General features: G+C 39.7%; 24 protein-coding genes. 7 read left to right on the top strand and 17 right to left on the bottom strand.

What is annotated here, in order from left to right; genetic code table 11:
* Positions 1-91 precede the first annotated feature (91 nt).
* Entirely contained in the window at positions 92-1,411 is a 1,320-nt protein-coding gene (locus VK159_RS10955; protein ID WP_324230179.1) for a (Fe-S)-binding protein, read from the top strand.
* Between the two features lie 108 nt (positions 1,412-1,519).
* On the opposite strand, the gene VK159_RS10950 is transcribed toward VK159_RS10955, so the two are convergent.
* The 9 genes from VK159_RS10950 to VK159_RS10910 are packed head-to-tail and all read right to left on the bottom strand — an operon-like array spanning position 1,520 to position 7,813.
* Positions 1,520-2,212 carry a LysE family translocator gene (locus tag VK159_RS10950; RefSeq protein ID WP_324230178.1) on the bottom strand — a complete coding sequence of 231 codons (693 nt, stop codon included), beginning with the start codon at positions 2,210-2,212 and terminating at the stop codon, positions 1,520-1,522.
* Between the two features lie 34 nt (positions 2,213-2,246).
* Positions 2,247-3,317, bottom strand: a complete 1,071-nt coding sequence (locus VK159_RS10945; RefSeq protein WP_324230177.1) for a hypothetical protein — start codon at positions 3,315-3,317, stop codon at positions 2,247-2,249.
* Positions 3,304-4,038, bottom strand: a complete 735-nt coding sequence (locus VK159_RS10940) for an NRDE family protein (RefSeq protein WP_324230176.1) — start codon at positions 4,036-4,038, stop codon at positions 3,304-3,306. Before VK159_RS10940 ends, VK159_RS10945 begins: the two co-directional genes overlap by 14 nt.
* The gene (locus VK159_RS10935; RefSeq protein ID WP_324230175.1) at positions 4,026-4,526 is read right to left on the bottom strand and encodes a hypothetical protein; all 501 of its coding nucleotides are present in this window, start codon (positions 4,524-4,526) and stop codon (positions 4,026-4,028) included. Before VK159_RS10935 ends, VK159_RS10940 begins: the two co-directional genes overlap by 13 nt.
* 27 nt (positions 4,527-4,553) lie before the next feature.
* Positions 4,554-5,096: a YceI family protein gene (locus VK159_RS10930; RefSeq protein ID WP_324230174.1), complete on the bottom strand. Its 543-nt coding sequence runs from the start codon at positions 5,094-5,096 to the stop codon at positions 4,554-4,556.
* Positions 5,097-5,104: 8 nt separating this feature from the next.
* Positions 5,105-5,509: a DoxX family protein gene (locus VK159_RS10925; RefSeq protein WP_324230173.1), complete on the bottom strand. Its 405-nt coding sequence runs from the start codon at positions 5,507-5,509 to the stop codon at positions 5,105-5,107.
* Positions 5,510-5,541: 32 nt separating this feature from the next.
* Positions 5,542-5,997 (bottom strand): YHS domain-containing (seleno)protein, encoded by a 456-nt coding sequence (locus tag VK159_RS10920; protein ID WP_324230172.1) that lies wholly within the window; start codon positions 5,995-5,997, stop codon positions 5,542-5,544.
* A 53-nt stretch (positions 5,998-6,050) separates the two neighbouring features.
* Entirely contained in the window at positions 6,051-6,752 is a 702-nt protein-coding gene (locus VK159_RS10915; RefSeq protein WP_324230171.1) for a Crp/Fnr family transcriptional regulator, read from the bottom strand.
* A 20-nt stretch (positions 6,753-6,772) separates the two neighbouring features.
* Positions 6,773-7,813 (bottom strand): hypothetical protein, encoded by a 1,041-nt coding sequence (locus tag VK159_RS10910; RefSeq protein WP_324230170.1) that lies wholly within the window; start codon positions 7,811-7,813, stop codon positions 6,773-6,775.
* 94 nt (positions 7,814-7,907) lie between these two features.
* On the opposite strand from VK159_RS10910, the gene VK159_RS10905 reads away from it, so the two are divergent.
* The 6 genes from VK159_RS10905 (at position 7,908) to argS (ending at position 14,273) form a co-directional block, all read left to right on the top strand.
* Entirely contained in the window at positions 7,908-8,687 is a 780-nt protein-coding gene (locus VK159_RS10905; protein WP_324230169.1) for a (Fe-S)-binding protein, read from the top strand.
* 121 nt (positions 8,688-8,808) lie between these two features.
* Positions 8,809-9,312 (top strand): hypothetical protein, encoded by a 504-nt coding sequence (locus tag VK159_RS10900; protein WP_324230168.1) that lies wholly within the window; start codon positions 8,809-8,811, stop codon positions 9,310-9,312.
* A 37-nt stretch (positions 9,313-9,349) separates the two neighbouring features.
* On the top strand, positions 9,350-9,871 hold the full coding sequence (locus VK159_RS10895) for a hypothetical protein (RefSeq protein ID WP_324230167.1): 522 nt from the start codon (positions 9,350-9,352) through the stop codon (positions 9,869-9,871).
* A gap of 733 nt (positions 9,872-10,604) precedes the next feature.
* Complete coding sequence (locus VK159_RS10890) at positions 10,605-11,423, top strand: hypothetical protein (protein WP_324230166.1); 819 nt, start codon at positions 10,605-10,607, stop codon at positions 11,421-11,423.
* A 144-nt stretch (positions 11,424-11,567) separates the two neighbouring features.
* A complete protein-coding gene (locus tag VK159_RS10885) occupies positions 11,568-12,380 on the top strand; it encodes a hypothetical protein (RefSeq protein WP_324230165.1) in 813 nt (270 codons plus the stop codon).
* Positions 12,381-12,497: 117 nt separating this feature from the next.
* Positions 12,498-14,273: an arginine--tRNA ligase gene (gene argS / locus VK159_RS10880; RefSeq protein ID WP_324230164.1), complete on the top strand. Its 1,776-nt coding sequence runs from the start codon at positions 12,498-12,500 to the stop codon at positions 14,271-14,273.
* A 103-nt stretch (positions 14,274-14,376) separates the two neighbouring features.
* On the opposite strand, the gene VK159_RS10875 is transcribed toward argS, so the two are convergent.
* The 8 genes from VK159_RS10875 to VK159_RS10840 form a co-directional block, all read right to left on the bottom strand.
* Positions 14,377-16,620 (bottom strand): TonB-dependent receptor, encoded by a 2,244-nt coding sequence (locus VK159_RS10875; protein WP_324230163.1) that lies wholly within the window; start codon positions 16,618-16,620, stop codon positions 14,377-14,379.
* A gap of 205 nt (positions 16,621-16,825) precedes the next feature.
* A complete protein-coding gene (locus VK159_RS10870) occupies positions 16,826-17,668 on the bottom strand; it encodes a hypothetical protein (RefSeq protein WP_324230162.1) in 843 nt (280 codons plus the stop codon).
* Between the two features lie 16 nt (positions 17,669-17,684).
* Complete coding sequence (locus VK159_RS10865) at positions 17,685-18,197, bottom strand: heavy-metal-associated domain-containing protein (RefSeq protein WP_324230161.1); 513 nt, start codon at positions 18,195-18,197, stop codon at positions 17,685-17,687.
* A 67-nt stretch (positions 18,198-18,264) separates the two neighbouring features.
* Positions 18,265-18,864, bottom strand: a complete 600-nt coding sequence (locus VK159_RS10860; protein WP_324230160.1) for a hypothetical protein — start codon at positions 18,862-18,864, stop codon at positions 18,265-18,267.
* A gap of 76 nt (positions 18,865-18,940) precedes the next feature.
* Positions 18,941-19,339, bottom strand: a complete 399-nt coding sequence (locus tag VK159_RS10855; RefSeq protein WP_414672826.1) for an HYC_CC_PP family protein — start codon at positions 19,337-19,339, stop codon at positions 18,941-18,943.
* Positions 19,340-19,383: 44 nt separating this feature from the next.
* Entirely contained in the window at positions 19,384-21,408 is a 2,025-nt protein-coding gene (locus VK159_RS10850) for a putative porin (RefSeq protein WP_324230158.1), read from the bottom strand.
* A 70-nt stretch (positions 21,409-21,478) separates the two neighbouring features.
* On the bottom strand, positions 21,479-22,300 hold the full coding sequence (locus tag VK159_RS10845) for a purine-nucleoside phosphorylase (RefSeq protein WP_324230157.1): 822 nt from the start codon (positions 22,298-22,300) through the stop codon (positions 21,479-21,481).
* 5 nt (positions 22,301-22,305) lie between these two features.
* Positions 22,306-23,019 carry a hypothetical protein gene (locus VK159_RS10840; RefSeq protein ID WP_324230156.1) on the bottom strand — a complete coding sequence of 238 codons (714 nt, stop codon included), beginning with the start codon at positions 23,017-23,019 and terminating at the stop codon, positions 22,306-22,308.
* Positions 23,020-23,178 lie beyond the last annotated feature (159 nt).

The following is a 23,178-nucleotide window of genomic DNA, read 5'->3' as shown; positions in this document are numbered from 1 at the left end:
TTTTGTCAACCTGTCCCGCATTAACGGTATACAAAAGAACAAATAATCAATACTCATCTACCCTTATCTTAGCAATACAAATAACGTTTGTATGCAGATCGTTCAACAGGTTTTATTTGCCCTTTGTTTTGTGGGTGCTGTTTGGTTCTTCAGCAAAAAAGTAAAAGAGATCCGCCGGAATATTTTTCTTGGGCTGAATGAAGACCTGACGGATAACCCCGGTGTACGATGGAAGAATATGCTGCTGTTGGCCTTTGGTCAAAAGAAAATGTTTAAAAATCCACTGGTAGCAGTGATGCACCTGTTCGTTTATGTAGGTTTCGTGATCATCAATATTGAAGTGCTGGAAATTGTGTTGGATGGACTGCTTGGTACACACCGTTTATTTTTTCCTCTACTCGGTTCTTTCTATTCTTTTCTCATCAATTCATTTGAAATATTAGCATTATTGGTGCTGGTATCCTGCGTGATCTTTCTCGTACGAAGAAATGGTTTGAAGCTGAAACGTTTTCTCAGCAATGATCTCAACGGCTGGCCACGTAGTGATGCAAACTATATCCTCATCACTGAAATTGTATTGATGTCGTTGTTCCTGCTGATGAATGCAACCGACCGTGCTTTACAATTGAATGGTGCCGATCATTATCATGATACAGGCAATTTCGTGATCTCCGGTTTATTTGCTTCTTCATTGGCTGCATTGTCTGAATCATCATTGATCGCAATTGAACGAAGCGCATGGTGGCTGCACATACTTGGTATTCTTGCATTCCTGAATTATTTACCGTGGAGCAAGCATTTACATATTCTTCTTGCATTTCCAAATGCATGGTATGCTCGATTGACCAACACGGGTGAAATGACAAACATGACTTCTGTTCAAAATGAAGTGAAGTATATGATGCAGCCCGAACTTGCACCAACCGACGCAACTCCCCCATCAAAATTTGGAGCAAAGGATGTATTTGATCTCAGCTGGAAAAGTTTATTGGATGCGTACAGTTGTACAGAGTGTGGCCGATGTAGTGCAGCCTGTCCTGCAAACACTACCGGGAAATTATTGAGTCCACGAAAAATAATGATGAGCACCCGTGACCGTTTGGAAGAAGTGGGTCGCAACATCAACGCAAACAAAGAGTTTGTTGCAGATAGTAAAACATTATTGAACGATTATATCACGGTTGAAGAGTTACGTGCCTGCACCACTTGCAATGCATGTGTTGAAGAATGCCCTGTAAGCATCAATCCGCTTAGTATCATTCTTGAATTACGTCGTTCTTTAATTATGGAAGATAGTAATGCACCGGGCGAATGGAATGCGATGTTCAGTAATGTCGAGAATAATTTTGCGCCCTGGAAATTCAGTCCTGATGAGAGAGATAAATGGGCGGAGGAATTGGAGCAGAGTTGAGTGTATTCAAATCCGAAATCACAAATCACACTTCATAAATCTTTATCAGTGGAGCAGAGTTAAGTGTATTCAAATCCGAAATCACAAATCACACTTCATAAATCTTTATCAGTGGATGTTTTTCTCCAACCCACCTGTTACTTCTTCTGGATGTTCTAATTGATGCATAGCATCTTTTTTACGGAAGATGCGGTAGAGTTGAAATAAGGCTGTGAATAAGAACACACCACCAATGATCCAGTTAAGCAAATGCTGACTTGCATTCAAACGATCAACCAATAATCTTCCTCCAAAAATAAAAATACAGTTACCGGCAAACGTGCCGAGGCCGATTCCTAAAATATAAAAATTATAATTACCGAGACCTGGTTTCAGGATATTCTTGGTAAACAATACTGTACTCCATCCAAACCAAAAGGGAATCTGCACAGGGTTAATAAGGCTCATGGTGAATCCAAGCACTCCACGATGCATGCCACTTGATAAAATGACATTCTCCCCTACCGATGGATGTGCAGCAGCCCAAAAACTGGAGATAGCAAGTGCCAGTACAATAATAAATGTAACCCATTCGAGTGCCTTCAATAATTTCTCCTGCCTGCGTACCCAATCCATGGCTACAAGTGAAAGACGTACATAAATAATTTCGGCTGTTAATGAACCGGCAGAGAACCAAAGCGCAGGCGAAATACCATCGGTAATACCGATCTGCATTGCTGCAATATTAAGTGTTCCAAGAGGCAATGAACCTAAAAAGCTGATGATAAAGCCCCACATTAGAATTTTTGCAAACTGTGGCATAAAACAAATATAAAGGCTTGAAGCAAATGAACGACTATAATTTTGGAGCAATGGCGTCCAACGCTGCTACATGCAGGTTATTACTGCGAAACATTGCTTTCGCTTCTTTCAATGTCATATACGGATGGCCCTTTGCATGATTTTGTTTACTGATGCGGTATAAAATAAACCAATGCCTGATCACTTCCTTCCATGCAAAGAACAATGAATGCTTCGGATCATACATATGTGTTGGATCGCTTCCTGCGCCGTTGAGTTCAATGATGTGAAAGTTTTTCCCTTGCCGAAGATCATCCCAGTCGTTATACATCACATCCAAACGTCCGTAATGAAATCCATTGATCTGTTTGCAAACGGCATCAATATTTTTTATGAATTCAGCATCGGCTTTATGTGTCCAGTCAAAAAACTTCGAACCTCTTGCATGATTTCCATAAGGTGCAAGAATCAGCTCCTTCCCCTTTGGTAAAATCTGTAGAATATCTTTTCCATACATCTGTTTCAATGCGTCGATCTGCAGAATATAACGTGGCTCTTCTAAAATGAGTTGATATAGAGTTGAAACGCCATCACCAACAACCGTCATTGGTTCTTTCGCAACAATACCTGTAACTGTTCCTGTACTTTCATTGGGCATGCGATGATAAAAAACTCCCACTTCATGTTTGTAGGGTGAAAGCTCCTGCACCATGTAATCAACCGTACAAACCTCTGCATAATGTTTTAACTCATCAGCTGAGTTCAGTTTCTTCACTGCTTTTCCCTGCATACCAATTACAGGTTTGGCAATAAGCGGAAATTTGAATTGATGTGATTCTATTTGTTGCTGAATATGCTCGATAGATGTTCCTGCCGGTACAAAAAAGAAAGCAGGGTAATATTCTTTGGGTATGAGCGGATAAATATCCTGCTTTGGCTCCATTAAAAAACCACCATGTTTAATGGTTGGATTAGCGGCCGTAAAAAAAAACTTACCGCCTGCTCTTAAACAAAGCACGGCAAACACGGGATAGATCCATCCATACACTGTAGTGAAACTCCAGTATTCCCAATGAAACAACCGGATAAAAAAGGGGTGATGCGTAAACAGTTTAGACAGACGCATGCAATGATGAAATAGAATGATTGAACTGTTGAGTAGAAACTTGATCAGTTACAAGATCATGATAATGCATGAGCGATAATTCTTTTTGGCGATGCAGTTGAGTAATGCTTACTGTAAAAAGTTCATTGTCTCTGTTCATCAATACATCATTCTGTTCATCGCCATCGCCCGCAAAACGATGGAAATGCAAAATTTCTTTACTGCCGATAGCTGTATATTCTTGCAGAAAACTTTCGAACCAGTTTTTTCTTTTTGTAATGATGTCGTCAGTATATAACGTAGCAGACGACCAGATATAAGAAGAAGAAGAATCTAATTCCCTGATTGTTTTTTCCTGCCCGTCCCACCTTGTTTCAAACAATTGATTTGTTTGTCTTATTACTAATGTAAATGGTTCTATCTTATGAAGATTGATGAGTTCAAATGCGGCTATTGGTTGCGGATGATCGAACACATCCAAAAAGATCAAACCCCTGCTTTTACGATAAGGAGGATTGTAATGATGATTAACAAAACCACCGTTGAGTAATACCATCGCATTCCCGTTTTCATGCAATGCCATCCATGTGCCACCGGCATTACCATCTTTTGGAAATAACAAATTACCACTGGCAAACTTGTACCATTGTGGTTGCTCTGCTTTTAAACGCACTTTTTTTTCATCCCTGTTTGATGTGAGGAAAAAAGAATCGTTGTTGGGTATATAAGTTACTGTGCACATTGTTCACGGTGACGGATAGTGGAAGAAGCTATGCCGAAATGCTCTCCCACCGGTTCTGTTTTTAATTCTTTTAATCCCACACGGATCAACGCCATGTGGTGTACTGTATGTTCAAGGTTATAAAGTAATTCACGGTTATAGTTGGTTGTAAGATGAAGTTGTTCTGTTGAGTTTTCATCATACATTCCTGCAAGCTGCAACTCAATATTCTCATGTTCAATAGACGATGCAATATCTGCCAACAGTTGCTTTGCAAACAAAGGATCGGTTTCAATACGCACATCACGTTTCCTGTCATCATAACAAACAGTTCCGTTTGCATAACCAGCCAGCAAACATTGAAATAATTCAATGATATGACGTGTATGCTGGCCAACAGAAGAACCGGACAAATTTTCTGAAGGAGTTTGATATTGCTCAACGGATAAGTGATCAATCACTTCATTCAGCTGTTGAAAAGATGTTCTGATAGCGCTGTATAACTGCATAGATAGTTTGTTGCCTTTTAAAAATAGTTATTTTTTAGCGAGTACGTTCAATTTCACTTTTAAATCGTTGGAAATTGTATTTTTTCCACCCACCCCAAAATCACGACGTTTAATATTAAATTCGCCTTTAAAACGATAAGCTCCCGCCTCTGTTGTAACTGTAAAAGGGAAACTAATGTCTTTCGTTGTTTCTTTAATAGTAAGCTTTGCAAAAATTACGAAGTAACCGGGCGTAACAGATTTGGCCACCTTTACCGATTGAATCTTTATTTGTGGATAAGTTTTCACATCAAAATAATCTTCGCCACGCAAATGCTTGTCTCTTGTACCGTTATCTGTATCAATACTGGCAGCGTTTACAGTAACAGCAAAGGAAGAAGCGGACAGATTCTTTTCATCAAACAATACTGTGCCATTTAAACCATTGAGTTTGCCGGTAACATCAAACCCAAGGTTGCTGATCACAAACTCAACTGATGAGCCTTGATCAACAGGTATTAATTGCTGCGCATTTGCAACAATCGATAATAACAACGCTCCGGCTGCAAAGAGGTATTTTCCTTTTTTCATAGTTATACTTACGATCTTTTTGGCAAAATGGAGTTGAGCAATGTTTTTACCTGCGATTGATAAACAAATAACAAAATTGCAGAGCTGACAAGAACAAGCGATGCATAAATGAACAAAAGCCCGCCATCTCCTTTTACTTCAATTCCCAGTGAGGTAAGATGAAAGAACAACGCACCGCTCATTAAACCGATGGCGAGTAAAGCACCAAATGCTGTTGTGCGTGGAATCAAAATAAGTAAAGCAGCGATCAGTTCCATTATGCCTGTTCCGATACGTCCCCATGGCTCCATGCCAATGGTAGAAAAAATATAAACTGATTCATCGCTGGCTGAAAATTTGAAGAAGAGTGTCTGCAGTAAAATAACTGCTGCAAGCAGACGCAACACCCAAAGTGCAATGGTTAAAGGTTTCATGATTGACATATTGAATGATGTGGTTAAAAAGATCAATGAGAAAGTTTACCCCAATTGGCATCTGCCTTTGTTTTTAATGCCTGCTCATCTTTGTTCCAGGTTTTGAGTGTGTTGTTAAACCGTTTGTTATAGAAAAGATAGAGTTTGCCATTTAGAATCTTAAACGTTTCCGGATCAATCTCTACTTTCTCTCCTGTTGCACCCATTGCATAGGCACACCATCCGCCGTATTGCGGTTCATATTTACCCGGATTCTTTTTAAACTCTTCCTTGTTGGCAGTAGATGAAAAATGATAACGGATTCCTTGATGAATCACGGCCAATGACGACTCGCCTTTTATTGCTTTTCCACTGAAATAGGCAACCACATCATAACCTTGCACAGCCAATCCTTTTTCGAGATTAAATGATTGAGTGCGTTTTTGATCCTGTGCTGAGCTGACAAAAACTGCTGAGAAGAAAACCATGAATAAAAAAACCTGCTTCATTGTGTTGATTTAATGAAACAAAAGTAAAGTATGGTTGAAGCAGCCTATGTCGCTCAACTGACAGCTAAACTCTTTTGCAGATTTTTAACGGAAGGGATATTGATCAACTGTCGGGTAACAGTGAGGAAGCCTGCTGTTTCCAGTTCGTTGAGCATGGTTGTTACGGTTTGCCTGCTGCTGCCAATCAGCTGGGCTATATCTTCATGGGTAAGAAAATTCTGGATAGTATATTCTTCTTCATTTGCTGTTTCGCCTTCTTCCCGTGCAAGCATCACTAAAAAATTAACCAGCCTTGTCTTCACATCTTTATTTAAAAGATTCAATAACCGGCTTTCAAACTTGCGGAGCTTTTGACCTACCTGTTTTGTATAATGAAAACCAATGTTTGGTTTGGTTTTGAGTAAGCGTTCAAAATCTTCAATATTAAATGCACAAAGTGAAACATCAGCTTTATAAGCCTGTGCAAATTCGCCATTAAGATTATTTCGCTCCAACGTAAACTGTCCAAACACTTCTCCTTCACGAATGATCTCTTTAATTACTTCTTTACCTTCTTCATCAATATAACCGATCTTGATCGTGCCGCCTTTGAGAAAATATAGTTTGTTGTGATATTGCGAATCGAAATAAATATACTCGCCTTTGTTGGCTTCAATAAAATGATGATCAAGATTCAGCTCTTGGTATTCCTCATCACTTATATGAGCAAACAAATCGTAGTTGCGTATCAGCAGGAACTTTTGATCAGTACTCATAAATTGAATTGAACTTGAAATTAATCATATTTCTGCAAGAGCTTAAAATGCTGCTGCGATTGTTTCAAAAACCTGTAGCCTTTTTGAAAACTCCAGTAAGGAAAACCATTTCTGCTGTTATGCTTGCTGATCTCATACAGCGCTTTCCAGTGTTTTAAAATTTCACGGTAAGCTTCACCTAAACTCATATTACAATCATAAATGTGATTCGGCTCGGCACCGCAGCCATTGTATTCAAGTATCACAAAATTTTTACCCAATTTCAGATCTTCAATACTGGTTGTTTTAATATCGTACCTGCCATAATAAAAATGTTTTGAATAATGACTCAACTCGTCAAAGACATGATGCAGGTTTTCATCAATTTCGTTCCGCAGGTTGGTAAAATGCGCCCCCCTGTTATGATTACCTGCATAGGAAAGATAAAAAATATGATCCTTTTCAATAACCCTCTCAAACCGATGTGCATGACGATGCTGCATTTCCAACATACGATGTTTTGCACGTGGATGGTTTGCAATCAACTCTTGTAACATGTCTTTGCCATTACCAATTACATGCAACAACTCTTTATGAATAAAACCACTTACTGTTCCTTTTTGGGCTGAGGGGTGGCGGAAATAGAATACACTTACTTCAACCGGCAACTCCACCAGATCCTGCACAATATATTCAACCGGGATACGCTCATGATATTTTTTCAATTGATCTTCTGTATCGATCTTGCGGAAGAGAATACCTTTCATACCCACATCAGGCTTTACAATAAAAGGATAAGTAAATCCGGCCAATGCAAGTTTCTTCTTCACTTCATCAAACGAAAGATCATGCATGATATAAATCGTACGTGGAACTGTATGTGGCGGTAACTGATCATACATTTCTTTTTTTCCTTCACCTTCAAACCCGCCAAATGCAATTGTTGGGTTAGATGGAGTAAAAAACCAAAACGCTCTGCTGCGGAGCATATACCATACCCAAACAAAGCTGATGGGAAAATAGATCACCGCAAAAGGCCACAGTTCCCAATTCGTCAGTCGTTCAAAAAATTTCTTCAACATGAAAATCAAAGATAGCCGCCTCAAAGAATATATGAACAAACTGCTGCCTGTAATTTCATCGCTTTCACTTAGTTTTGAAACAAATTGAATATTTATGCATGTACCATCAATGGCTGAAATGATGGCGAATAACGAAACACCTGAAATACTTTTTTGGGTGGGTTGTGCCGGTAGTTTTGATCAGCGTGCACAAAAGATCACAAAGGCATTTGCTGTCATTTTAGATAAAGCAGGAATAAAATTTGCCATTCTTGGTAAAGAAGAAATGTGTACGGGTGATCCTGCCCGCCGTTCCGGGAATGAATTTCTGTTCCAGATGATGGCTTACAATAATATACAGGTGTTGAATGGCTATGGTATTAAAAAAATTGTAACCACCTGTCCGCATTGTTTCAATACACTCAAAAATGAATACCCGGCTTTAGGAGGTTCTTATGAAGTTATACATCACACAACATTATTACAACAGTTGATTGATGATGGAAAAATAAAACTGAAAGAAGGTGGATCATTCAAAGGCAAAAAAATTACGTACCACGACAGTTGTTATCTCGGTCGTGCAAACAATATTTACGAAGCACCACGAAAGGTATTGGAAGCTTTAGATGCCGAACTCGTAGAAATGAAGCGTTGCCGAAGTAATGGTTTGTGTTGCGGTGCGGGTGGGGCACAAATGTTTAAAGAAGAAGAAAAAGGAACAACACGTGTAAACTGGGAACGTACGGATGAAGCAGTTGCAACAGGAGCTGCTGTTATAGCTGCTGCCTGTCCGTTTTGCAATACGATGATGACAGATGGTGTTAAAGTTGCTGAAAAAGAAGAATCGGTGCAGGTATTAGATGTAGCTGAATTGGTTGCTGCCAGTTTACAATAAGGCATTGTTGAAAACTAACTCGCATAAAATAACCATAAAAACAAACGTACTTACCCATACCACCAACAATGATAATTTTTATGGTTATACAATATGGCCAAAAGAAAATATCAATTAACACATGAAAAACTTTCTGAACGGATTTAACTGGAAAAATTTCTTTCAACGTACTGCGTTGTTTTTCCTGGTGTTTCTTGTAATACGTGTATTAGTTGATTGGTTTGAAGGTAACTTGTCTTTTAACAATATTTCACAACAGGATTTTATCCGCTACCTTATTCTTGGTCTGATTCTTGGCTTGCTCGACTCCGATACTTGGTCAAAAACAAAGAGTATGGGTACAAAAGAGGAGCCGTTGCAATTCCGCAGCTTTCGATCTGCTTTATTCCATTATATAGGTCTGGCATTTTTCATTGCCTTGATGTGCGGCTTTATATTCGCCGCTTTGCTTTCATTGGTTTGGGGCATCAGCCGAATAACTGGCGCAGAAGTAAAAGGAAGTTTTACTGAAGCCTGGAGAACTTACCTGCTTATTATTGCTACAATCGGCATTTGTTTTTCTGCCTACGATGCCATCAGAAATTACATGCGTGTAAAGCGATTGAAAAAACCAGGCAACGATTAGCTGGTTGCAATCGATCATCTCCCTTTAACTTTGTGGTATGAACCTCGAATACAAACATTTGCTCCCGGCCGATTTTGCCCCCGACTCCCGTGTATGGATCTACCAAAGCAGCCGTATGTTCAGTTTAGGCGAGGCGATACAGATCGAGGACCTGCTGAATCACTTTGTGGAGAACTGGAAAAGCCATGGCACACCGGTAAAAGGTTTCGGTACCATGTTTTTTGGCCAGTTCATTGTTCTTATGGCCGATGAACAGGCTACAGGAGTAAGTGGCTGCAGCACAGATAGCAGCGTTCGGCTTATTAAAGAAATCGAGCAATTATATAAGGTATCCATGTTCGACAGACAAAACCTGGCCTTTGTTCGTAAAGACAAAATTGAACTTCTCCCCCTTGGGCAGTTACAATACGCTGTTGACAACGGTTTCCTTCATGGTGACACCATATATATGAACAACCTCGTTCAAACAAAAGAAGAACTGGAGCAAAACTGGCTAATTCCTGTTAAAGAAAGCTGGCTGGCAAAGCGGATTAAGCTGGAGAACAGCCAAAAAGCCTGAGGCTAAAACCGTTCATCCCACATCACACATTTGGGTTATACCACTTTAATCAGTGTTTTGCACCTTTCGTCATCCAATTTCCGCAGTTCATAAGGAGGCGTTTTGCCTTAACATTTCCTTGATGCCATCCATCCTCAATTCACTCCTTTTCCCCAAAAAAAGATAAGAATTTTGTGCTGTTGATGTAACAAAACAGAACGCTTACCGTCACATCTGTACAAGTTCTTTGAAGCAACATTAAAAAATGTGCGTTTGCAAAATCTAAAGGCTCCATTGGGGAAACCTTGAAAAATTTGCAAAAAATACGCTTAAACCGAACGAAAAATACTAATGGAAAACACTAAACTGTCAGTAAGTATGTAATTTTCAAAAATTTTTGAAAATTTAGTTGGAAGATAGTTTAGCCTGTTGTAAATTTGCATCGTCAAATAAAAAGGTACCCAAAGCTCCGGTTAATATAGAAACACCGCCTTTGACAGTTTACTTCGAAAAACATCCCTGTTAAACTGCACTATAAACAGGTACCAAACAAAAAACGAAAGCGAACAAACCAGAACAAATTGCCTTGGTGACCGGTCATCCAAAAAAATTGACCATTCATCAGCTTAATAAGCCAAACAAGGTATTATGTATTGCAAAGTACCAGTTTTAAATAGTATCTTTGTTATACAATCGAAAGAAATAAACCCCGAAAGGGATAAAATAAAAAGAACCTTAAACATCAAAAAACGAGATGACAACAAAATTAACAGTGAACTCCGAAAATAACGGAACACTTAAACAGAACAACAACAGCTTAGGCAGAAGAATGATGCGTTTAACCGCTACAGCCCTCTTCGCAGTTATTGCCTTGGCTTCAATGTCTTTTACTCAAGACGACACCACAAAACGTGTATCTGAAAACACTGCTGCCGTTGCAGACAGCTGCTGCACAGTAACTTTTGTAAGTGGTAACCAGCAAATTGTGATCACTAATACTAACGCATTTACTGCTGATGTTAAGATCAACAATATGGATATCAATACATGGGTAAACAGTCTGAAAGCTTACACTTATAAGAGAATCAATTTCAATTCAATTGGATTGGCCGACAATAAAATGGACGTTTCCTTTACTGTGGCTGAACAAATGAACAGAAAGATGGCAGTTGCCTACAGCAAAAATCTGGAAACTGAAAACGCCGTTGCTGATAACCAGATAAACAACAAGTTTACAGAAGCTGTAGCTGCTCCCCTCTTCAGCAAAATGCTCCAGGTTGAGGCTGCTGAAGCTGATGCTTCAGTTGACAACATGATCGCTGATGACGCTGAGAACAAAGCAAAAGCTTCAGCATTCAGAAAAGCGATTACTGCCGGCAACATTGAAGCTGATGAACAAGTTGACCTTATGGTATACGCCTCATCAATTGAAAACAAGAAACAATTGAACACAACAGATGCAGACAGTAAAATGGATGCACTCATGAATAAGTCATCTTTCAGCCCTGTTCGCCCATCAGTGGGTGGCGCAGCTGACCAGGCAATTGATGCCTTGCTGAAAAAGATGAACTAATTAAGATTTTCTACATGCAGTTGGTTTAGGTTTCGGGGTTGATTTCCATCAACCCTTCTTTTTTTGTTAACCTTTGCGTAATTACATGGTCGGTTGCACAACTTTACGAACTGCCTCGTAATTTAGTAGCCTAAAATTTTGAAGATGAAATTGATTGTTTTTGCCATTGCCACATTCCTCATGTTCGGCACAAGCACAGCCCAGCAAGTTGTTAACGAAGCGGTTATTCAAATGAAAACTGAAACCAGTAACCCTAATTCAGATGGCGGGCCTCCCGTTTCAAATGATGGCGAAGGCCGGGTTATGGTTCGTATTGGTGATGGTGAGATCAAATCAAAAATGTTTTTCAAGAATGGCATGACTAAGATCGAAAGTGATATGGGCATGGGCACCAACCAGGTAATTATTGATAGTAAAGAAAAGAAAACCACTACCCTGTTTGAAGCAATGGGCCGTAAGATGGGTTTCTATACTACAGAAGCTGATATGCAGCGAATGATGGCAAGTGCTGATTCCGGTCGTCCCCAACAACAAAGGGTTCAACAATTCAGTCCTGAAGTATTTATTGAATATTTGAGTGAAACAAAAAAGATCGCCGGCATGGAATGCAAAAAGGCTCTTATTCGTTATAAAGACCGTCGTGGACAGGAAGTACAACAGGAAGTTTGGTACAGTCCTGAATTTGTTATGGGCGAAGGTTTCAAGATCCGAGATGTGATGCGTATGGCAAATGTTCCAGGTTTAGAAAAGCTGAAAGGCTTCCCCATGGAGTTTCAACTTACAAGACAAAACGGAGCAAAAGTTCATTACCAGGTAACCAAAGTTGATCTTACAGCTAAAGTGGATGATAAAACGTTCAATATTCCAAAAGACTATGACATTAAACCGATGAGTGAAATGAACCAGGGCGGTGGCCGCAATGGTTTCCAGTTCAGGGTAAATGGTGGCGGAGAATAAATTCTTCAAATGATATTTTTAAAAACCTCCTTTTTCAGGAGGTTTTTTGTTTTCAATCCTCTTCACATTTCTTTCGCTTAGAGCATTTCAGTTATTTTTGCGGCACAATTACAAAGAATGGCAATACAGCAACAGATACAACAGGCAGCAATCAACAGTCTGGAACAATTATATGGCAAAGCTTTTACTGCAAAAGACTTCCAGATCAACAAAACAAAACCTGAGTTTGAAGGCGCCTATACCATTGTGCTGTTTTCATTGTTGAAACCATTAGGAAAAAGCCCGGATGCATTAGGAAATGAACTGGGCAAACATCTTACAGAAAATCATCCACAGCTTTTTACGGCTTACAATATCATAAAAGGATTTCTGAATCTTACTGTTGCTGATAATTACTGGATCAACATTCTCAATACAAACTACAATGATGTTGATTTTGGCAAAGCAGCAGCGAAGCATCAGAAGGTGATGGTTGAATATTCATCGCCCAATACCAACAAGCCATTGCACCTTGGTCACCTGCGAAATAATTTTTTAGGATGGAGTATTGCAGAGATCATTAAAGCAAATGGATATGATACGGTGAAGACCTGCATTGTAAATGATCGGGGTATTCATATTTGTAAAAGCATGATCGCTTGGCAATTGTTTGGTAATGGCGCAACACCGCAATCAACCAATACAAAAGGTGACCATTTTGTTGGTGATTACTATGTGAAATTTAATGATGAATACAAAAAGCAGGTAGAAGAATTAGTGGCCGGAGGTGTGAAGCGAGAAGAAGCTGAAAAAGAAGCGCCAATCATGAAAGCAACGCAGCAAATGCTGTTAGATTGGGAAGCAGGCAAGCCCGAAGTAATGCAATTGTGGAAAGAAATGAACAGCTGGGTATATGCCGGTTTTGATGAGACATATAAACGCATTGGAAGCGATTTCGATAAGATCTATTACGAAAGCAACACCTACTTGCTTGGAAAGAAAACAGTACAGGAGGGTTTAGCAAAGAATGTGTTTGTACAAAAAGAAGATGGCAGTGTGTGGATCGATCTTACTGCCGATGGATTGGATGAAAAAATTGTGCAGCGGAAAGATGGTACTTCCGTTTACATTACCCAGGATATTGGTTTGGCACAACAGAAGTATGATGAGTATAAAATCGACCAGAGTATTTATGTAATTGGTGATGAGCAGAACTATCACATGAAAGTACTGCAGCTCATTTGTAAAAAGTTGGGGCTTCCGTATGCTGACAGTATTTATCATTTGAGTTATGGCATGGTGGAACTTCCTACCGGCAAAATGAAAAGTCGTGAAGGAACTGTTGTTGATGCTGATGATCTGTTGAATGAAATGGAGCAAGTGTCGCAACAAAAAACAGAAGAGCTTGGAAAAGTAAAAGACTTTACTGCAGATGAATTAAAAGAACTCTACAAAACCATCAGCATTGGTGCATTGAAGTTTTACCTGTTACGTGTTGATCCGAAAAAGAAAATGATCTTCAATCCCGAAGAATCGATTGATTTTCATGGTTACACAGGACCATTTATCCAATACACGCATGCAAGGATCAAATCAATACTACGGAAAGAAAAGGCACAAGGAAGTAATGTACATACAACCAACCTCCTAAAACTTGAAAAAGAATTACTGATCGATCTTGAAAATTATCCAACGGTAATTGAGCAGGCAGGGAACGAGCATGATCCATCACACCTTGCGAACTACGTTTACAATATTGCAAAAACGTTTAATTCCTTTTACACCGAACATTCAGTCATGAATGCAGAAAGCCCGGAGAAGAAACAACTACGTTTACTCATTTGCGAATTAACAGCAAATGTAATTGCAAGTGGTATGCAGTTGCTGGGTATTAAAGTACCGGAAAGAATGTAATAATCGTCCGTACGGCCTTTGTCCGTCAGACCACAATAAACAAAAAGCGGCAAAAGTACTTTAGCCGCTTTTTTAACTTCTATTAGTTCTCAATCTTTTGCTATTAATCAATATTCAACCTTACACCCAGGAAGGCTCTTCTTCCACTTAATGGTGCATAGTTATAAGAAGGATCAAACGTATATCCGTTGGGATTATTTACAGGATCGTTTACACGTTTATCAAACGGATCTTCTGGTCGCAGAATCGGATCGTTCGGCATGAAGTTCAACAGGTTTTTAATACCACCATATATTTCCACTTTCTTACCAATGCGTTGGGTCAGCTGCAGATTAGCCAACGTAAACCATGGAGAATATTCAGGACGAAAATCATTTGGCACAACAGGTAAACGTTGCGGACCAAACACTTTACCTGTAAGATCAACTGCCAGTTTCCATTTGGGGAAAGTATAACTCACTGCATAATTACCTGAAAACTTCGGGGCAAATAATTGCTGTTGTTTTTCGACAACCCCATCACGATTTTCCTCCTTTGTAAATACATCCATCAATGTAATACCTGCTATAATCTTAAGCCTGTTCTTAAAAGCAAAATCAGTATTGAGTGTAAAACCTTTTGATACCGCATAACCATCTATGTTTTTATAAATGATCTTTTGCGGATCAGTATCATAATCAGGAATGATCTTGTTGGTGAAATAAGTATAGAATAATGTTACATCCAATGTAATAAAACCAAACGAAGGTGTAAATGTACCTGTGTAATTAACGTTGCTATTCCAGCTGCGTTCAGGATTCAGTGATTCGGCGATCACCACTTCCCTTGCACCACTTAATGCAGCATGATCTTCTGTAAACAGGTTTACAATTCGAAAGCCATTTCCTGCACTGAAACGAAATACCTGGTGTTGACCGTTGTTCCATTTTAATGCCAACCTTGGCGACACTATCCCACCCTGCACATTCGTTAATTCATAACGCACACCTGCAAGCATGGTCCAGCGATCATTAAATTTTAATTCATCCTGCACAAATAAGCCTTGCAGTTTTTGAACAGATGGCTGCGTAGTTAAACCATCAGGTTTTGCAGTTGCCACTGTATTATCATCATACCAAATAAAGCGATAAGGCAAGCCGGCAGAGATACTATGTTTCCCTATGTCTTTATTCCAACGTAGTTGAGCAAACGCACTATGCTGTTTTGCCATGTAAGGAATGGTTCCATAATATGAATCCTGTTGATGAAAATTATACGAATACTCTAACAGTAATTGTTCCTTTCCAACTTTGATTCCATAGTTGCCTATCAGCTCCATGCGTTTGGTGTAAATACTTTCACCATACACACTGTCACTTCCTCTCCACGTTTTATTCCATTGCATTTCACCACCCCATCTGTCTTCCGTTAACAAACGAACAGCAAACTGAAAAGGAAGTTTATTTTTCCGATCAAAGCTCCACTTATTAAAGAGTGATATGCGTTTCTGCAACGTAACATCTGTGAAATTATCCTGGTTCACATCGTACCTCTTACCAAAGTTGAACATGTTTACACCAAGCAATGAATGTGCTTTACCAAGTTTGAACTTTGCACTGATGTCTGCATTCACTTCATCATAAGATGTAGCATACACATCCGCATGAAACAAAGCAGCTGAGCCGGGGTCTTTTGTAATGATGTTGATCAACCCTGCAACAGCCTCACTGCCGTACAAAGTAGATGATGGGCCTTTTACAATTTCAATACGCTTGATCAAATTGGCTGGTATACCCGAAAAGCCATACACTGTTGCCAGGTTACTCACTACCGGCATCCCATCTATCAACACCATTGTGTAAGGGCCTTCCATACCATTAATATGTATATCACCGGTGTTACACACGTTACAATTCAACTGGGGTTGCACACCGTTTACAATCGATAATGCTTCAAATACAGTAGCACTTGCATTTTTCTTAAAGAATTTGGCGGAATAAGATTCAACTGCAATCGGACTGTTTGATTTCCTGATCTCTTTTAATGTACCACTGATCACCACCTCTTCTAACGATTTAGTGGCAGGTTGCAGTTGTACAGAGATCATTTTAGTTGATGCAGAAACAGCAACAGTATCACTGAGGTAACCAACAGCAGTAATTGTAATGGTATCACCAGGTGCAACCATGAGTGTAAACTCACCACGGTGATCGGTTAATACAGATTGCTGCCTGTTGACATTTTGCACAGTAGCATGTTTGATCCGCTCCTCCGACCGTAGATCTATCACCTCCCCTTTAATAGTAATGGCTTGACCATTTACCATGGCTGCCATCAACATCAATCCCACAAAAATTACACCCCTCATAATTATTTTTTAGACTTGCCTAAATTTATATTTAGACAAATTTAGAAATTCTTTTCATATAGTCAAATTAAATTAGCTGAAAAAGCTACCGGCTGTAAGCGAAAACAAGAAAGCCTGCTCCAATGGAACAGGCTTTAAGCTTATCTGCAACAATCCTTTTTTCGGAATAGAGAAAGGAGAAACAGCAATACCGGTTTGATCAGTTTCATTTCAATGCATTTAAAAAGTAGTGCTCCAGGCTGATGAACACCGAGCGTTCAGCCATACGGTGAGCATCGCCGGTTAACTGGTAACGTGCACCCACATTAAAACGGGTGCTGCTGTTAAAGATCAACTGAATTGCAGGAGCAATATCAATAAAGCCGGCTTTTATATCAGTGCTTTGCTGAGCAAGGAACTCGCAGTATAAATTGAGATTTGTTTGTTTGTAGTTTTCATACTTGTGGGGAAACAACAAATAACCCATTGACAAATTGTACTGCAATGCCTGATTTGAAAAAGGAATTCCCAAATCTAATTTATCTGCTTTTTCTAATTGGCGTACATAAGCAACACCTGCTGATGCTGCAAATTTGTTTACGAGTTGCGTTGCCACTACGCCCAACTGCACACCGCTGTTATCACCTTCGAGGTTTAATTCCTGGTATACCAACGGATTATTACTCCATGCACCTGAAGCATACACTGCAGCACGAAAATGTTTATGCACTTCATCGTTACTGTAAAAGCGATATTTGGTATAAAGCCTTGCACTTTCAAATTGTTGTTTCGATTGAAAGAACATATTTGAGAAGCTGACTCCGCCGGTAAGCATCCAGTTTTTTGTTAATCCCAATTGCAGTTCGGGCATAAACCTGTACTCCCGTTCATTGTTATGATAAGAACGCATGGTTTTCATACCAGCCTTGGCCACAATTGTTTTTGCAGGAATATTGGAAGCCGGGTTAGAAAAAATATATAACTCCTGTCCGTTTGCAATTGAACAGATCAACAGCAACGAGCTGACGAATAAAAAACGGTACATATCGTTTGAAAAAAGGGAAGCCATTGGCCTCCCGGATAATTTAAATTGTTACATGATAAACACGCACACCATTTGCCTCGCCTGTTTTGAAACTTTCGGCTTTGGTTTGGCCTGCATATTTTTTATATTCTTTTGCCGGTAAAAAATTCTTATCAACAATGGTGATCACTTTCTCGCCACTTAACTGCTGATTTTTTACAGACAAAAAGTAAAGCTGCTTACCGGCAACAGTAACAGGTTGATCGTTCTGAACAGATACATTATTGAAATTGGCAACTACCTGTAATTTGGCAACGGAAAATCCTGCATCTTCCACTTTCTTACGCAGTTGATCAAAATTAATATCAGCACCCTCTTTAAAATTGATAATGAAAGAGGATGTTTTAATATCAGATTCTACACTTGTAATAAACGATAGTGTTTTCAATGATTTATTGATGGCATTGCTGCACATGGCACAGGTTAAACCACTTGCTTGTAACGTTGCCGATTTAAATTGTGCTGAAGCAGATACAGCTACCAACAGGCATATAAAGAAGAAAAACTTTTTCATAGAAATTCATTTGGTGATTGAAAAATAGCTGCTGAAAACGTATGGTCTTCAGCAGCCCTGTCATAGTTTAGTGATGTGTACACTTACCGCCTTTGCAGCAATCTGCCATGGCAACTGTACCTTCTTTCTTGCAGCAATCGCCGCCCTTTTCACATTTCATTCCTGCGCAGCAGCCACCTTCTTTTGCACAAGTACCATTTGCACAACAATCAGATTTGCCTTCTGTTTTTTTGTAACACGCTTTATCACCTGTGCATTTACCATCTTTCATGCAACATGCGCCAGCTTCTGTTGTTTTTTTGTCTGCCACTTTACGATCGTACTTGCAGCACTCGTGTAAGTTGTTATAGACATCTTCAGGAGCTGTGTACTTTTCGTTATCGTAACCTGCAGCAGCAATACCTTTCTGAATTTTTTCGTCAGATGATTTTGCAGCAGCATATTTTACCGTGAGCATTTTGCTATCTTCATTCCATTCAGCGAAACTTGCACCGTTTGTTTTGGCAGCACCTTCAATTGTTTTCTTACACATGCCACAGTTACCCCATACTTTAAATACAGAGGTTTTTACCGCAGCCTGCTTGCCACTTGTTTTTGATTGAGCATTAAGCGTTGAAGTTCCTGCAAACAAGAAAATGAATGCAGCGATTATTTGAATTGATTTCATGATTATTAAGTTTTAGGTTGATTAAATAAACAGACGGTTCTGTAAGTACAGAACATTCATAAGAGACCAATCTAAACTAAATCAGGAAAGTACTTACATCAAGATAAACCTTGTTGAAGTTTTTGGGAGGAGGAGAAACGTATGCATCAACCGGAGGAGCAGTAACTCCTTGTTCGGGATCATTTAAAACGATGAGCTTTACGGGCTGTATTGCACTGATGCTTGAAAGCTCGAACGCAATGGATGAGGTTTGATGTGCCTCATTCAACTTCACTTCTGCTACTTCGTCTTTGCAACAATGATTTTCGGTTTTGAGCATGCCGCATTTATCGCAAGTGCCATCGGTGTGATCGTTTTCATGACCAAAGCTGATGGAAGATATCTGTCCCATACAATAATGCACGTTCAAAACCATTCCGCTGGTGGCAGACAGGTAGAACAAGGCAATCATTGATATGAATAACTTCTTCAGCACGTTGACAAAGATAACTATTTGAGTTCAAAGGGATATGATGCTGATCAGTTAACAAATCCCCAATAAACTCCAAAACGTACGAAAAAACCCGGGGTTGGGTTCAATGGGCCGGCTAAATTGTTGTTTAAGAACCCGTTGCTGGCACCTAGTTGAAAAGTATTCAGGTTCTCCGCTCGTAAAAAAATGCTCAAACTCCTGATCCGGAATTGAAGGTAGGCGGCTATATCGGGGAGATTATTAATGGTCGTATCGTTCTGTAAAAAGAACTGGCCAAGTATGGGCGAAAAACCGTCGGCCTTGTAAGGAGTGTGATAACGAAGCTCAACCCCCGTGCTAAGATTAAGTGTTTTAAAGAACTTTCCTTCAAATGCAAAACGGTTCCGGGTAAACAACAACGGCAAATTCACAGGAGCACCCGCTGTTGATTGTTGCGCATATGCTTCAATATACCAGTTCCAGTGACGACCAATGCGAAACTGTTTTTCTAATTGTAATTGCAGCACATTAAACAAAGTAGCTTCCTGATCGGCCTGCGAATAATTTTTAAAGTAGATATAGTTTGCTGCCAGAAAATACTTTGCTCCCAATTTTAATTTCTGCTGGGGCAATTCATACAAGGCAGATGCAATAGTCGTATTTTCATTGCCAAAACTTGTATTACCAAGATTCAGTTTTTTGAAATTGCTTAAATCGTCATGAATAAACGATGGCTTGCGGTTCACGTTATCGAAACCAAGTGTGAGATAACCAAGTTTCTGCCCGATCAAACGTTTTAAAGAAGCATGCACATTGTAATCACCGGCATTAAACCCGCCAATGTACAATGTACCGGCAAGTTCCATATCCCATTTTTTATTCTTTGTTTTATTACGATACTCGCCATTCAGAAAAAGGTTGGAGAACGAAGGTTCTGCTGTTCCAAAATCTGCTTCGAGTTGTTGAAAACCTGCTGCTGCTTTTATAAACTGTTGCTGATTTTTAATATCAGGAAAAGAATAAATGGCCGCTTCGTTTGTAAACGTTTGCCAATAATCCTTTATACCAAATGTGGTTGGCAGGTTGCTCAACCCGTACAATAAATTATAACCCGCTGTATCAACTTTCGAATCAGCAAATTCAAACTTATAGCGGTTGAGTTGCACCGTATGTTGAAAACGGAAACGTGGATAATACAAATACACAGTGGTTGTATCATTTACTACAAGTGAATCCCTTTTACCAATATCATAATGATGACGGATGAGGAAATTTGTAACAGTATAACGATTACCTGTTGTAATAGCATTACTTAACAGACTGTTCTGTATCGCCTCAGCACCTCCTATATTCGTTGGTATACTGAAACGTTCTGCAAAGAAGGGTAAGCTGTCGAGAAATTTTGTGCTTTTAATCCCGCCATTTTCTGTTGCGCCAATTTTATTATTCGCTGCAATAAAGTAAACAGTATATCTTCTGTTTGGCGTAGTGTACCAGGTATTGAAATGAAGACTACTGTGGTTATTCTTTGTGTTCCTGAAAATGCCCGGTGCATTAATGAGCTTGTAGTTGAATGTAAAATTCCAGTTGTAACGGATGTTTTGTGTATGCAGCACACCAATATTCTGTTCCACCTTTGCGCCAAGAACATAATCGAGCTGTGTATAAGGTCTTGTTGTGTTGTAAAACTTTGTTTCCTCCACTTCAGGAATGTATGCGTCATAAGCATGAAACCCATGATCCCAACCTGGTTTCATATTGGGGCTGAATAACAAACTGCGGGATGCGCTGCCGGTGTTACCCAAAAAAATATGCGTCCAGGGAAGATGCCATTTCTTGCTGAAATCATTCACCGTTGAATCAAGAAAATAAAACCTGGCAGTATCTAGATATCGGAATGCAACGGTAATTGAATCTTCAAAGCCGGTGCGGTGTAACAGCGAATCTTTGAATGGACCACCGCCGCCTCCCCCGCCACCACCAATTCTGTTTCCGCCCAACAAACCGGCACCCGGCAAACGTTGCAAGGGATTCTGCGCCTGTACGGCATAGGATGAAATGAACAAGAAAATTAACAGCAGTAAACGGGTCATATAAGAAAAACGGGCTTTACCGGCCCGTGCAAAAATAAACGAATTGAATGGCCACTTTACTAAAAGCAACTTAAAGTTCAAGAATTAACTGTTTCACAATTGCCGTCATCTTTGGCTCAGCTTCTTTTGCTGCCTGTAATACTTCTTCATGGGTGATGATATTTTCTTCTTCACGAATACCAATATCAGTGATCACACTCATGGCAAAAACAGGGATACTCATGTGAATAGCGGCAATTACTTCAGCAACCGTACTCATGCCCACTGCATCGCCGCCGAGCATCCGGATCATTTTATATTCGCTGCGTGTTTCAAACGTGGGACCTGTTACACCACAATACACACCTTCTTTTACATCAATGTTCATGCTGGCTGCAATCGCTTTTGCTTTTTTAATGAAGTCTTTTTTGTAAGGTTCACTCATATCAGGAAAGCGTGGACCAAGCTCACTCATATTTTTACCAATAAGCGGATTGGGTGTAAGCTGACTGATATGATCTTTGATGATCATAAGATCACCTACTTTGAAGGTTGTATTCACTCCACCTGCTGCATTGCTGATCACAAGCGATTGCACACCCAAATATTTCATCACACGAATGGGATATACCACATCCTGTATCGAGTAACCTTCGTAGTAATGAAACCGACCGGCCATTACCACCACATTTTTATTCCCCAGTTTACCAAATACCAACTTGCCTTTGTGTCCTTCAACAGTTGATACGGGGAAATGCGGTATATCGTTATAGCTGATCTCTTTTTCAATTTGCAGTTCATCGGTAAAATGACCGAGGCCGCTGCCCAACACCACACCCACTGTTGATTCATTTGCATACAGGCTTCGGATATACGCCACCGTTTCGTTGATCTTATTCAATAATTCTCCCATTTCTTTCATTTTTGTAAGGCGGCAAATATATTGCTTTCGTACGGGTATCGTATAAAGGAAAATGAAGATTCATCTGTAAGTAAACGGAATAAAAGCGGGTCGTTTGCCAGCTCGGCATAATGCATCCATTTTCCGTTTACTTTGATGCGCTCATAAATTAACCGGATGCCGTGACTGTAATCAACATACCAGTTTACATGTCCGGTATAAACGGGTTGTATCGGTTTGCCCGTTAAATAATGCCAGCCATAGATTGCGACTTTGCTCTGCTTACCTGGAGTTTTTAATTGCTCGGAAAGTACCACATCTTTTTTAATACCTGCAATCAATCCTTTCCGCAACTTTCGTTGTCCTTCAATGATGAGATGATGCTGATACATGGTAGGTGTACTGTCACGAAAAGCAAACATAGGTACCGGTTCTAATTTTACATTTGCAGCTTTGTAAATGTCATCCACTAATTTTTTTGTTGGCAGGAAGCAATGAAAACTGTCAGCAATTTGTTGTGCCGACATGGGCGATAAAGGAATCCTTGCCCAATCATCATTTGTTCCCACACTTAAGTAGTCAGGTGTTACGTAAAGAACCGCTGTAATTTTTTTATTGTTTATCGAATCGGTGATGCTGATTGAAACAGGAACAAACGTTCGCAAAAAATCGGGCATATTACCGGCAAGCAGTTCGGTAATCGCAAAGGAATCACGTTGCTTCCAATTCATTGTTGTTGCCTGTTGAAAAAACGCAGAACCCTTTACAGCGTTGATTTTGCGTTGAGTTATTGCAAGCTTTTGATTGCCTTTGCAAGCACAGAAAAGAATGATTAAAAACAATATAAAAAGCCGGTTCATGACAGTAAGATAAAGAATTGGCACGATCGA

The organism is Lacibacter sp., from assembly GCF_035299325.1.
Classification (GTDB): Bacteria; Bacteroidota; Bacteroidia; order Chitinophagales; family Chitinophagaceae; genus Lacibacter.
The sequence above is the reverse complement of the archived record's forward strand: the minus strand, read 5'-3'. Positions and strand labels throughout refer to the sequence as shown.